The organism is Pseudomonas sp. LTGT-11-2Z (assembly GCF_003691445.1).
Lineage (GTDB): Bacteria > Pseudomonadota > Gammaproteobacteria > Pseudomonadales > Pseudomonadaceae > Aquipseudomonas > Aquipseudomonas monteilii.
This window is the reverse complement of record NZ_CP033104.1, coordinates 628900-641257: the sequence shown is the minus strand read 5'-3', so window position 1 is coordinate 641257 and position 12358 is coordinate 628900. Positions and strand designations below refer to the sequence as shown.

At 62.9% G+C, this 12358-nt stretch carries 12 protein-coding genes and 1 riboswitch; of the genes, 7 read left to right on the top strand and 5 right to left on the bottom strand.

Going from position 1 to position 12358, the window contains the following annotated elements:
• Positions 1 to 22 precede the first annotated feature (22 nt).
• Positions 23 to 1174 (top strand): murein transglycosylase A, encoded by a 1152-nt coding sequence (locus D8767_RS02935; RefSeq protein WP_016712393.1) that lies wholly within the window; start codon positions 23 to 25, stop codon positions 1172 to 1174.
• 49 nt (positions 1175 to 1223) lie between these two features.
• Here D8767_RS02935 and D8767_RS02930 read toward each other — a convergent pair whose 3' ends face one another.
• On the bottom strand, positions 1224 to 1610 hold the full coding sequence (locus D8767_RS02930; RefSeq protein WP_016712394.1) for an MAPEG family protein: 387 nt from the start codon (positions 1608 to 1610) through the stop codon (positions 1224 to 1226).
• Between the two features lie 27 nt (positions 1611 to 1637).
• The gene (locus D8767_RS02925; protein WP_016712395.1) at positions 1638 to 2471 is read right to left on the bottom strand and encodes an EamA family transporter; all 834 of its coding nucleotides are present in this window, start codon (positions 2469 to 2471) and stop codon (positions 1638 to 1640) included.
• A gap of 189 nt (positions 2472 to 2660) precedes the next feature.
• Between D8767_RS02925 and D8767_RS02920 the strand changes: the two genes are divergently transcribed.
• Positions 2661 to 3896, top strand: a complete 1236-nt coding sequence (locus tag D8767_RS02920; protein ID WP_016712396.1) for a sodium:proton antiporter — start codon at positions 2661 to 2663, stop codon at positions 3894 to 3896.
• A 33-nt stretch (positions 3897 to 3929) separates the two neighbouring features.
• On the opposite strand, the gene D8767_RS02915 is transcribed toward D8767_RS02920, so the two are convergent.
• Positions 3930 to 4331, bottom strand: coding sequence for an acyl-CoA thioesterase (locus tag D8767_RS02915; protein WP_016712397.1), 402 nt, complete (start codon positions 4329 to 4331; stop codon positions 3930 to 3932).
• Positions 4332 to 4509: 178 nt separating this feature from the next.
• Positions 4510 to 4606, top strand: a riboswitch (S-adenosyl-L-homocysteine riboswitch).
• A 20-nt stretch (positions 4607 to 4626) separates the two neighbouring features.
• Here D8767_RS02915 and ahcY point away from each other — a divergent pair.
• The 5 genes from ahcY to D8767_RS02890 all read left to right on the top strand — a co-directional run bounded on the left by ahcY (position 4627) and on the right by D8767_RS02890 (position 11087).
• On the top strand, positions 4627 to 6036 hold the full coding sequence (gene ahcY, locus D8767_RS02910) for an adenosylhomocysteinase (protein ID WP_016712398.1): 1410 nt from the start codon (positions 4627 to 4629) through the stop codon (positions 6034 to 6036).
• A gap of 108 nt (positions 6037 to 6144) precedes the next feature.
• Positions 6145 to 6990 (top strand): methylenetetrahydrofolate reductase [NAD(P)H], encoded by an 846-nt coding sequence (gene metF / locus D8767_RS02905; protein WP_016712399.1) that lies wholly within the window; start codon positions 6145 to 6147, stop codon positions 6988 to 6990.
• A gap of 93 nt (positions 6991 to 7083) precedes the next feature.
• Positions 7084 to 8157 (top strand): hypothetical protein, encoded by a 1074-nt coding sequence (locus D8767_RS02900; RefSeq protein WP_016712400.1) that lies wholly within the window; start codon positions 7084 to 7086, stop codon positions 8155 to 8157.
• Positions 8158 to 8223: 66 nt separating this feature from the next.
• Positions 8224 to 9012, top strand: coding sequence for an ABC transporter substrate-binding protein (locus D8767_RS02895; protein ID WP_016712401.1), 789 nt, complete (start codon positions 8224 to 8226; stop codon positions 9010 to 9012).
• A 218-nt stretch (positions 9013 to 9230) separates the two neighbouring features.
• Positions 9231 to 11087: a DEAD/DEAH box helicase gene (locus D8767_RS02890; RefSeq protein ID WP_016712402.1), complete on the top strand. Its 1857-nt coding sequence runs from the start codon at positions 9231 to 9233 to the stop codon at positions 11085 to 11087.
• Positions 11088 to 11138: 51 nt separating this feature from the next.
• Here D8767_RS02890 and D8767_RS02885 read toward each other — a convergent pair whose 3' ends face one another.
• Positions 11139 to 11717 (bottom strand): YceI family protein, encoded by a 579-nt coding sequence (locus D8767_RS02885; protein WP_016712403.1) that lies wholly within the window; start codon positions 11715 to 11717, stop codon positions 11139 to 11141.
• A 32-nt stretch (positions 11718 to 11749) separates the two neighbouring features.
• Positions 11750 to 12301, bottom strand: a complete 552-nt coding sequence (locus tag D8767_RS02880) for a cytochrome b (RefSeq protein ID WP_028698469.1) — start codon at positions 12299 to 12301, stop codon at positions 11750 to 11752.
• Positions 12302 to 12358: the final 57 nt, after the last annotated feature.

Genomic DNA, 12358 nt, shown 5'->3' with positions numbered 1-12358 from the left:
CGCCCATGACAGGAATGCACTCATGAAATCTGCCCTGCGCCACCTGGCCTGGACACTCCCTGTACTGGCGTTGCTGGCCGGCTGCAATGGCGGCGAGAACGCCAAGCCCGAGCCCCACGCCATCGCCACCTATGCCCCGGCCACCTGGAAAGACCTGCCGGCGGTCAGCGATGAAGACCTGTTGGCCGGCTTTTACGCCTGGCGCAGCGGCTGCGAGAAGCTCAAGCGCGACCCCGTGTGGGCTGCCACCTGTGAAGCGGCCGGAAGCGCCACGGCAAGCGCCGCGCAAGTGCGCACCTTTCTGGAGCAGAACCTGGAGGTGTACGGCCTGCGCTCTGCCGAGAACAACGCCAACGGCCTGATCACCGGTTACTACGAGCCGGTCTACCCCGGCAGCCTGAAGCAGTCGTCGACCAACCATGTGGCGGTTTATGGCATTCCTGAGGACATGATCGTGGTCGACCTGGCCAGCGTGTACCCCGAGCTGAAGGGCAAACGCCTGCGCGGTCGCCTCGATGGCCGGGTGCTCAAGCCTTACGACACTGCCGAGGTGATCAACCGTGACGGCGTCAAGGCGCCGGTGCTGGCCTGGCTGACCGACCCGATGGACCTGCAGTTCCTGCAGATCCAGGGCTCCGGCCGCGTCCAACTGGAGGACGGCCGGCAACTGCGCCTGGGCTACGCCGACCAGAACGGCCACCCCTACCGGCCAATCGGCCGCTGGCTGGTGGAACAGGGCCAGCTGAAAAAAGAAGAGGTGAGCATGGGCGCGATTCACGCCTGGGCCCAGGCCAACCCGCAGCGCGTGCCGGAACTGCTGGCCAGCAACCCCAGCTACGTGTTCTTCAGCACCCGCCCGGACAGCAACGAAGGCCCGCGCGGGTCGCTGAATGTGCCACTGACTGCCGGCTACAGCGTGGCCATCGACCGCAAGGTGATACCGCTGGGCAGCCTGTTGTGGCTGTCCACGACTCGCCCGGATGGCTCGCCGGTGGTGCGCCCGGTTGGGGCGCAGGACACAGGCGGGGCGATTGCTGGCGAGGTGCGTGCGGACCTGTTCTGGGGTACCGGGCCGCAAGCCGGCGAGCTGGCCGGGAACATGAAGCAGCAGGGGCAGATCTGGATGCTGTGGCCCAAGGGCCAGCCACTGCCTGAAGTGCCCAAAGTGCCTTGATCGGCGGTGGATTCTTCGCGGGCTTGCCCGCGAAGAACACAACGCGGTCTCACATGGAAACCACAAAGAACGACACGATCAGCGCCAACCCGGCAAACCACACCAGCGACCTCAAGGCAGCCCAGTCCGCCAGGTAGCAGATGATGTAAAGCAGCCGGCTGGTGATGTACATCACCCCCAGCACATCCTGCGTCACCTGCTCGGCATTGCCGACGATGTCCGCTACCAGCACCGCTGCGGCAAACGCCGGAAACGCCTCGTAGCCATTCTGCTGCGCAGCATGGGCACGCCGCGGCAAGCCCGACAAGGTATCGAGGAAGGCACGCGGGTCATGGTTATCCTTGAGACCAAAGCGGCCACTGCTCACCTTGGCGATCAAGGCACACAGCGGATTCAACAGCAGCGCGATCAAAATGCACCACAGGGCAACGGTCATGCTCGGGACTCCTTGTTCGAAAATGGGTTAGAGCTTCATCACCAGCATGCCTGCCAGGACCAGCCCGCAAGCTAGGAGTCTTGGCCCGCCAAAAGGTTCTTTGAGGTAGCGCATGCCCAGCAGCACCACCAGGATTACGCTCAACTCGCGCAACGCAGCTGCCTCGGCCACCGACCCCAGATGCATGGCCCAGAGCACCAGGGCGTAGCTGAACAATACGCAAAAGCCCACCGCCAGCCCCAGGCGCCATTGTGTTCGCCAGAACAGCATGAACGGTGCGCGCCGAGCCACGCTGGCCAGCAGCGGAAATTGCCAGGCGCTGAGCAGGGTCAACCACACCAGGTAGTCCCAAGGCTTGCCCCACAAGCGCACGGCCTGGCCATCGAACCAGGTGTAGCAGCCGATGCACAGGCCAATCAGGGCAACCACCGGCAGCATCGACCAAGGCAGCCGGTCACCACCACCGCCCTGCCACAACAGGCAGGCCATGCCACACGGGATCAGCAGGATGCCGATGATCTGCTGCTGGCTCAGCGACTCCCCGGCGAAGGCCAGGGTCAGCCCCAGCACCACCAATGGTGACAGCCCGCGCATCAGAGGATAGACCAGCCCCAGGTCGCCCACGCGATAGGCCTGGATCAGCAAATAGCGGTACAACTGCTCGGCGAGTGCCGAAGCGATCAACCAAGGCCAGATTTCAGCGGGCGGCACATCGACGAACGCCACGGCCAGCACCGCGAAAGCGAGTGCAACCGTGTCCATGCTGGCGATTACCAGCAGGCGCTCGCCGCTGAATTTGATCAGGGTATTCCAGGTCGCATGCAGCAGGGCGGCGACCAGCACCAGGGATGTTGCCAACACGCCTTCTTATCCTTGCAGGGTTGTAAGGGGTCGAATATAGGGCATTCCGGGGGGCCGCCGCGCCCCCGGCATGGGAACGATTTCAGGGGATTCGGTCAAACCCTGTGTCCCGAACCCCGCGCCAGGTCATCAAAGAACTGCCCGAGCCCTTCGGGTAACGACTTGGAAGCCACTGTTACAGGATTCGGGATGCTTGAATTAGTTGCCGCGTTTATCTGCCTCACCACCCTTCTTACCTACGTCAATTACCGCTTCATCGGCCTACCCCCCGCCATCGGCGTGATGGTCACGGCATTGCTGTTCTCCCTGATGCTGCAGGGCCTGAGCCTGATCGGCTTCCCGGGCCTGGAAGAACGCGTCGAAGGCTTGATGAACCAGATCGATTTCAACGACCTGCTGATGCACTGGATGCTGGCCTTCCTGCTGTTTGCCGGCGCACTGCACGTCAATCTCAGCGACCTGCGCAGCTACCGTTGGCCCATTGGCCTGCTGGCGACATTGGGCGTGCTAATCGCCACCGTGGTTATCGGCTATTTGTCGCACTGGGTATTCGCCCTGTTCGGCTGGCAGGTGCCGTTGATTTACTGCCTGCTGTTCGGTGCGCTGATTTCGCCCACCGACCCGATTGCCGTGCTGGGCGCGCTGCGCACCGCCAACGCCTCCAAACCGCTCAAAACCACTATCGTTGGCGAGTCGCTGTTCAACGATGGCACGGCGGTAGTGGTGTTCACCGTGCTGCTGGGCATCATCCAGCTGGGTGAAACACCGAGCATGACCGACACCGCCATCCTGTTCGCCCGGGAGGCCATCGGTGGCGTGGTGTTCGGCGGCCTGATCGGCTACGCCACCTACCGCATGATCAAAAGTGTCGAGCAGTACCAGGTCGAGGTCATGCTGACCCTGGCACTGGTCATTGGTGGCTCGGCCATGTGCTACGAGCTGCATGTCTCGGCGCCGATCGCCATGGTGGTGGCCGGCCTGATCATCGGTAACCTTGGGCGCAACCTGGCGATGAATGACATGACCCGTCGCTACATGGACGGTTTCTGGGAGTTGATCGATGACATGCTCAACGCCTTGTTGTTCGCGTTGATCGGCCTGGAGCTGTTGCTGCTGCCGTTCAACTGGATGCACCTGGCGGCCGGCGGCGTGCTGGCGCTGGCGGTGCTGCTGTCGCGGTTGCTGACCGTGGCCCCGGCCATTGTGCTGCTGCGGCGCTGGCGCCCGGTGCCGAAAGGCACGGTGCGGGTGCTGACCTGGGGTGGCTTGCGGGGTGGGGTGTCGGTGGCCCTGGCGCTGTCGTTGCCGCTGGGCGAGGAGCGTGACCTGCTGCTGTCGATCACCTACATCGTGGTGCTGTCGTCGATTCTGGTGCAGGGGTTGAGCATCGGGCGGGTGGTGCGCAAGGTCAGCGCCCAGCCTTGAGATTCTGGGGCCGCTTTGCGGCCCCCAAAATCGTCATTCCACCGCAGAATCCGGGAACTGGTCCTGGATGTACTTGATCTCGGTACGCCCATGCGGCGCCGGCAGGCCGTCTTCACCCAGGTTGACGAAGACCATCTTGTCGACCGTGAGGATGGCCTTGCGGCTGATCTTGTTGCGCACTTCGCACTTGAGCGTGATCGAGGTACGACCAAACTCGGTGGCGGTGATGCCCAGCTCGATGATGTCGCCCTGGCGCGAAGCGCTGACGAAGTTGATTTCGGAAATGTACTTGGTTACCACGCGCTGGTTGCCCAGCTGGACGATGGCGTAGATCGCCGCCTCTTCGTCGATCCAGCGCAACAGACTGCCACCGAACAGGGTGCCATTGGGGTTGAGGTCTTCGGGTTTAACCCACTTGCGGGTGTGAAAGTTCATCTGTACTCCTGACCTGCTTGGCTAACGTAGAGCAATGATGGCAGAGCGGCCGCCATCGCTCCATTGAACATCGACTATCGTCGCGATTAATCGACAGAAAACCTTGGGCAAGCGGGCGGGGGCGGCTATAATCTGCGCCGCTTCACATGGTTGCCCACAGCGGCGCCATGCCCGCCACCTGTCCGAGGGGCGCTGCAGCAGGCTAGGCCTGTCAGGCTCGGATGGGGCGTTGCTCGCTCTTGCGGGCGCTTAACGCACAACGGCGCCCATTCGCACACTACGAATGGAGGCTCTCATGAGCGCTGCAAACATGCCTGCTGGTTTTACCGATTACAAAGTCGCCGACATCTCCTTGGCCGCCTGGGGCCGTCGCGAAACCATCATTGCCGAATCGGAAATGCCTGCGCTGATGGGCCTGCGTCGCAAGTACCTGGCCGAGCAGCCGCTCAAGGGTGCGAAGATCCTGGGCTGCATCCACATGACCATCCAGACCGCCGTGCTGATCGAAACCCTGGTAGCCCTGGGTGCCGAAGTGCGCTGGTCGTCCTGCAACATCTTCTCCACTCAAGACCAGGCCGCCGCGTCCATCGCCGCTGCTGGCATTCCGGTATTCGCCTGGAAAGGTGAAACCGAAGAAGAGTACGAGTGGTGCCTGGAGCAGACCATCCTGAAAGATGGCAAGCCATGGGACGCCAACATGGTCCTCGACGACGGTGGTGACCTGACCGAGCTGCTGCACAAGAAGTACCCACAGGTACTGGACCGCGTACACGGCGTGACCGAAGAGACCACCACCGGCGTACACCGCCTGCTGGACATGCTGGCCAAGGGCGAGCTGAAAGTGCCGGCCATCAACGTCAACGACTCGGTCACCAAGAGCAAGAACGACAACAAGTACGGCTGCCGTCACAGCCTGAACGACGCCATCAAGCGCGGCACCGACCACCTGCTGTCGGGCAAGCAGGCCCTGGTGATCGGCTACGGTGACGTGGGCAAGGGCTCGGCCCAGTCCCTGCGCCAGGAAGGCATGATCGTGAAGGTCACCGAAGTTGACCCGATCTGCGCCATGCAGGCCTGCATGGACGGCTTCGAGCTGGTCTCGCCGTTCATCGATGGCATCAACAACGGCACCGAAGCCAGCATCGACAAGGCCCTGCTGGGCAAGATCGACCTGATCGTCACCACCACCGGTAACGTCAACGTCTGCGACGCCAACATGCTCAAGGCCCTGAAGAAGCGTGCCGTGGTCTGCAACATCGGCCACTTCGATAACGAAATCGACACCGCCTTCATGCGCAAGAACTGGGCCTGGGAAGAGGTCAAGCCGCAGGTACACAAGATCCACCGTACCGGCGCTGGCAGCTTCGACCCACAGAACGACGACTACCTGATCCTGCTGGCCGAAGGCCGCCTGGTCAACCTGGGTAACGCCACTGGCCACCCAAGCCGCATCATGGACGGTTCGTTCGCCAACCAGGTGCTGGCCCAGATCTTCCTGTTCAAGCAGAAGTTCGCCGACCTGTCGGCCGAGAAGAAGGCCGAGCGCCTGACCGTAGAAGTGCTGCCGAAGAAACTCGACGAAGAAGTAGCCCTGGAAATGGTCCGCGGCTTCGGCGGTGTGGTCACCAAGCTGACTCAGCAACAAGCCGACTACATCGGTGTGACCGTCGAAGGCCCGTTCAAGCCGCACGCCTACCGCTACTAAGCGTTCGTAGGCAACGCTTCGCAACGATGCCCAAGCCAGGCCGGCCCACACCGCCCTGGCTTTTACTTGCAGCCTGCCGCGTGAAGCAGGCTGCTTGAGGAACGAGTGATGTCACAAGAACGCCGCTACAGTTTCGAGTTCTTCCCCACCAAGACCGACGCCGGTCACGAAAAGCTGATGGGCGTCGCCCGCCAGCTGGCCAGCTACAACCCGGACTTCTTCTCCTGCACCTACGGCGCCGGCGGCTCCACCCGCGACCGCACGCTGAACACCGTGCTGCAGCTGGAAAGCGAAGTGAAGGTACCTGCCGCGCCGCACCTGTCGTGCGTGGGCGACTCCAAGGACGACCTGCGCGCCCTGCTGGCCGAATACAAGGCCGCCGGCATCAAGCGCATCGTCGCCCTGCGTGGCGACCTGCCGTCGGGCATGGGCATGGCCAGTGGCGAACTGCGCTACGCCAGCGACCTGGTCGAGTTCATCCGCCAGGAAACCGCTGATCACTTCCACCTGGAAGTGGCCGCCTACCCTGAGATGCACCCGCAGGCGCGCAACTTCGAGGCCGACCTGGCCAACTTCGTGCATAAGGTCAAGGCCGGTGCCGACAGCGCCATCACCCAGTACTTCTTCAACGCCGACAGCTACTTCTACTTCGTCGAGCGCGCACAGAAGCTGGGCGTGGACATCCCGGTGGTGCCTGGCATCATGCCAATCACCAACTACAGCAAGCTGGCCCGTTTCTCCGACGCCTGTGGCGCCGAGATCCCGCGCTGGATCCGCAAGCAGCTGGAAGCCTATGCCGACGACACCGCCAGCATCCAGGCCTTCGGCGAAGAAGTGATCACCCGCATGTGCGAACAGCTGCTGCAAGGTGGCGCACCGGGCCTGCACTTCTACACCTTGAACCAGGCCGAACCGAGCCTGGCGATCTGGAACAACCTCAAGCTGCCGCGCTGAAATCTTTTGGCAAAATCTGCTTAAGAAATGATTAAGGCTTTGGTCATAGACTAAAGCCTTATTCATTTTCGGGTTACATAGGTCTTGCCTGCCATGCAGCATTCCCAGCCACCGCGTCCACAGCTTGTCTACCTGGCTTTTGGCCCGGCAACCTATCACCAGGAAGCCTGCTTCAGCATCGTCAGCGCCCTTGCCCACCTGGGTACGGCACGTGAAGCCATGGACATCCAGGTGTACACCGACAACCCGCAGCCCTATGCCAAACTGCCTGTCAGCATCCACCTGCTGGACGAAGCCACGCGCCAGGCATGGAACGCCCCCCACGGTTATCACTTTCGCAGCAAGCACGTGCTGTTGCGCCAGGTGCTGGAGCAACACCCGCTGGCGGTGCTGATCGACACCGACACCTTTTTCCGCACGTCGCCACTGCAACTGTTCGCCCGCGTGGCCTCAGGCAAGCTGCTGTGCAATGCCATCGGCCCGCGCTACGGCGCGAACCAGAAGTGCCTGCTGTACAAGAACCTGCTGACCATTTTGCAAAGCCGGGGCCTGGCCGACTGCCAGATGCCACTGATCAACTCCGGCGTGATCGGCCTCACGGCCGAGGACGCCAGCACACTGGACAGTTCCATCGCCATGATGGACGAGTTCTACCCCCTCGCCCGCGAGGCTTATACCCTCGAAGAGTTCTGCCTGGCGGTGGCGGCCTATCGCCAACTGGAGCTGGCAGAGTGCACCGATGTCATCCACCACTACTGGAGCCGCAAGGCGCAATTTCGCGCCAAGATCCAGGCCTGGCTGCGCAAGCACGACCACGACCCGCTGGGCCAGGCGGCGCTGGCTGACGTCAAGCTGGTCAACGACCAGCTACCCCGGCCACCCGCGCTGCACCGCCTGGGCTACAAGGCGTTGAGCATGACCCTGCCTAGACACGAGCGCCAGTTCGCCCGCGAGTTGCTCTATGGCTGCTACCCCTACCCCAATGAGTTCGACCGCGCCTGCGCGCCGGCCTGGTGGGACAAGGCCCTGGAAAACCTCAACGCCCGCTGCGGCCAGCTGCAACCCGAGCAACTGCGCCAGTGCTTGCGCCACCCGGGGCTGCGGCTGTCGCTGGGTGAGCGGCGCAAGGAAATCGAGACGCATTTGCTGAGGTCCTCCCACATTTGAGTGGGCCGGCACAGGAGAACATCACACCCTCTGGCCTAGAACAGGCCGAGCGCGTAATCTCCGGCCATGCCACTCGTCGCCCGCCTGTTCTGCACCCTGCTGCTCGCCTGCCTGAGCCCGTCGGCCTTGGGCGAGCGTCTGCGCTTGGTGTCCGATGACTGGGCACCCTACATCTACCAGCAGAATGGCCAACCCCACGGCATCGACTACGAAGTCACCACCGAGGTGTTCAAACGCCTCGGCGTCGAGGTGGAATGGCAGTTCCTTCCATGGAAGCGCTGCCTGGCAATGATCGAGCAAGGCCTGGCCGACGGGATTCTGGACATCTTCCAGACCGAAGCCCGGCGCCCCTACCTGGTCTATGCCCCCGAGCCCTTGTCGCAAGTCGAATTCGTGTTGTTCCAGGCGCGCGCACGCCGCCACCCTGTAACCGGCCCAGACGACCTCGCAGGCCTCACCATCGGCACCTCGCCCGGCTATGCCTACGGCGCCGCGTTCAACGAGGCCACGCATTTCCGTCGGGAAGCCGCACCCACCCAGGAAGCCAACTTCGGCAAGCTGCTGTTGGGCCGTATCGACCTGGCAATCACCGATCGCAAGGTTGGTCATTACCTGCTCCGGCAACTGGGCCTGGAACAGCAAGTAGAGGCGCTGCCGCTGGTGATCAACCGCCAGGCCCAGTACCTGGGGCTGGTACGTAAACCCGGGCGTGAGGCATTGGCCCTGGCCTTTGCCGAAGCACTGCAGCGTTTCAAACAGGAACCGGCCTTTGCCGCCATCAGCCAGCGCTACACAGACGACATCGGAAACATTCTCAACGCCGTTGAGCAGCAGGAAAGCAGCACAGCGCGATAGCTCTGTTATACTCGGGCCTTCCCGCCCGGCTCACGCCCGGACGCTCGGCCTCGCAACAGGCATCCCGATCGGCACCGACGCCCCTTCGCGTCCACCCTCCGTTTCCCGGATGTGCAGTGAAAGCCCAGCTGGACCGGACGCGATCGCATCCCACCGATGCCCGTCGCGCCAGGCAGAACATCCCAACGGGCCCAGCCCACACGAGAACAGGATCGCCCATGTCCTTTGCTTCCCTCGGTCTCTCCGAGGCTCTTGTCCGCGCTATCGAGGCTGCGGGCTATACCCAGCCGACCCCCGTGCAACAGCGGGCCATTCCCGCCGTGTTGCAAGGCCGTGACCTGATGGTTGCCGCACAGACAGGTACTGGTAAAACCGGCGGTTTCGCCCTGCCGATTCTCGAGCGTCTGTTCCCGGCCGGCCACCCCGACAAGTCGCAACGTCACGGCCCGCGCCAGCCGCGCGTTCTGGTCCTGACCCCGACCCGCGAACTGGCAGCCCAGGTGCACGACAGCTTCAAGGTGTATGCCCGCGACCTGCCACTGGTCAGCGCCTGCATCTTCGGCGGCGTTGGCATGAACCCGCAGATCCAGGCCATCGCCAAAGGCGTTGACGTGCTCGTCGCCTGCCCGGGCCGCCTGCTCGACCTGGCCGGCCAAGGCAAGGTCGACCTGGCCCACGTAGAAATCCTGGTCCTCGATGAAGCCGACCGCATGCTCGACATGGGCTTCATCCACGACGTCAAGAAAGTACTGGCCCGCCTGCCGGCCAAGCGCCAGAACCTGCTGTTCTCGGCCACCTTCTCCAAGGACATCACCGACCTCGCCGACAAGCTTCTGCATAACCCGGAGCGTATCGAGGTCACCCCGCCGAACACCACGGTCGAACGTATCGAGCAACGCGTCTACCGCCTGCCTGCCAGCCACAAGCGCGCGCTGCTGGCACACCTGATTACCCTGGGTGCCTGGGAACAGGTGCTGGTGTTCACCCGTACCAAGCACGGCGCCAACCGCCTGGCCGAGTACCTGGAAAAGCACGGCCTGACCGCCGCTGCGATCCACGGCAACAAGAGCCAGAACGCCCGCACCAAGGCGCTGGCCGACTTCAAGGCCAACAGTGTGCGCGTGCTGGTTGCCACCGACATCGCCGCCCGCGGCCTGGACATCGACCAACTGCCTCATGTGGTCAACTTCGAGCTGCCCAATGTCGAGGAAGATTACGTTCACCGCATTGGCCGTACCGGCCGTGCCGGTCGTTCGGGCGAGGCGATTTCCATGGTCGCGCCGGATGAAGAGAAGCTGCTCAAGAGCATCGAGCGGGTTACCAGGCAGAAGATCCCTGACGGCGACCTGATGGGCTTCGACGCCAGCCAGGTAGAAGCCGAAAAACCCGAAGTGCGTGAGCGCCCGCAGAACAATGGCCGTGGCGGCCGTAATCAGCCACGCGGCGAAGGCAGCAAGGACGCCAACGGCGGCCGCAAGGACAAAGGCAAGGATAAAGGCAAGGCCAAGCAGCAGGCTGCGGACAAGCCAGCCGACAAGGAAAAGAGCGGCGACAAGCAACAACTGCCGCGCAAGCCGCGTGACAAGAAGCCGCGCCAGCAACAGCAACAGGCCAGCAACAGCAGCGTACCGAAAGCGCCAGCTGACCGTGACCCGGAAGAGTTCCTGGACGACGATATCGACAACTTCGGTAACCGCGCTGACTACGTCAGCCCCTACCAGGGCAAGAACCAGGGCCGCAACCGCCGCCCAGGTGGTGGTGCCAGCCAAGGTCAGGGCCAGGGCAATGGCCAGCGCAGCAATGCCGGTGGCCAGGGCCAGGCTCGCAGTGGTGGCCAGCAGCGCAGCGGTAGCGGTGCCCGTCGCGATGGCGGCGGCGCAGGCCGTGGCCGCCCTGCCCGTGACGATGCCGCCCGGCAAGAGCCGGCCGTGCGCAACCCGCGCCAGCCGGAAAAACAGCCGGTCATCATCCGCAAGGAATCCAAGCTCGACCGTTACCCAACGCCTGAGCAGCTGGATGACCTGCCAAGCCGCCCGCGCGGTGAGCGCCCAGCCTTGTTGACCCGAAAAGGCTAAGAAACGAAAACGCCGCCCAATGGGCGGCGTTTTTTATTGCCGAAGCATCACTTACTTCTGCTTCACACCTTCAACACTGATATCAAGGTCCAGGGTCTGCGAAGTAGCACCCGGGCCTTTGATACCGAAGTCGTTCAGGTTCAGGGTGGTGGTGGCGTTAAAGCCAGCACGCTCGCCGCCCCATGGGTCCTTGCCTTCACCGTTGAAGGTAGCCTTGAAGGTGACCGGCTTGGTCACGCCGTGCAGGGTCAGGTCGCCGGTCACGTCAGCCGTCTTGTCGCCAGTCGACTTGACGCTGGTGGAGACAAACTTGGCTTCCGGGTACTTCTTCACGTCGAGGAAATCGGCACTGGCGATGTGCTTGTCACGCTCGGCGTGGTTCGACCACAGGCTGGCGGTTTTCAGGTCGACGTTGATCTTGCTGGCTTCAGGCTTGGCGCTGTCCCAAGTGAAATTACCGTCGAAGTCCTTGAAGGTACCGTGGATGAAGCTGTAGCCCAGGTGGCTGATTTTCCAGTCAACGAACGCGTGCTGGCCTTCCTTGTCGATCTTGTACTCGGCAGCCATGGCCTGGCCAGCGCAGAGCAGTGCGGTACCGAGCGCCAGAGCGGCAAAAGTCTTTTTCAACATCCTGTTCCTTCCTATGCAATTGAGGTTGAGGGTCAAGCTTTGCGGCCCAGCATGCGGGTCAGGGTCGCGTCACGGTCGATGAAATGGTGCTTGAGCGCTGCCAGGGCATGCAGCACGGCAAAAATGACCAGGCCCCAGGCCAGCCACAGGTGAATCACACCCGCCACGTCTGCCTGATCGGGCAAGTCGCTGATCAATGCCGGCACTTCGAACAGGCCGAACACCGGAATGCCGACGCCGTCGGCGGTGGAAATCAGGTAACCGGCCGCCATCACCGCAAACAGCCCAAGGTACAGGGCCAGATGCCCCAGCTTGGCCGCCAGGCGGGTGAAGGCGCCATGGTTGGCCGGCGCCGGAGGTGGCGGGCTGACGAAACGCCAGACTACGCGCAGCAACATCACCGCCAACAGCACCAGGCCGATGCTCTTGTGCAGGTCCGGGCCGGCTTTGCGCCAAGGGCTGTAATAGTCGAGGCCGACCATCCACAAGCCCAGGCCAAACAGGCCGAAGACTGCCAGCGCCACACCCCAGTGCAGGAGTATGCTGACCACGCCGTAGCGAGAAGATGAATTGCGCAGTTGCATGTTGGCGTGTTTCCCCGTGAAAGCTGTGCACAGACTAACGCGAAATGTATCGAAGAA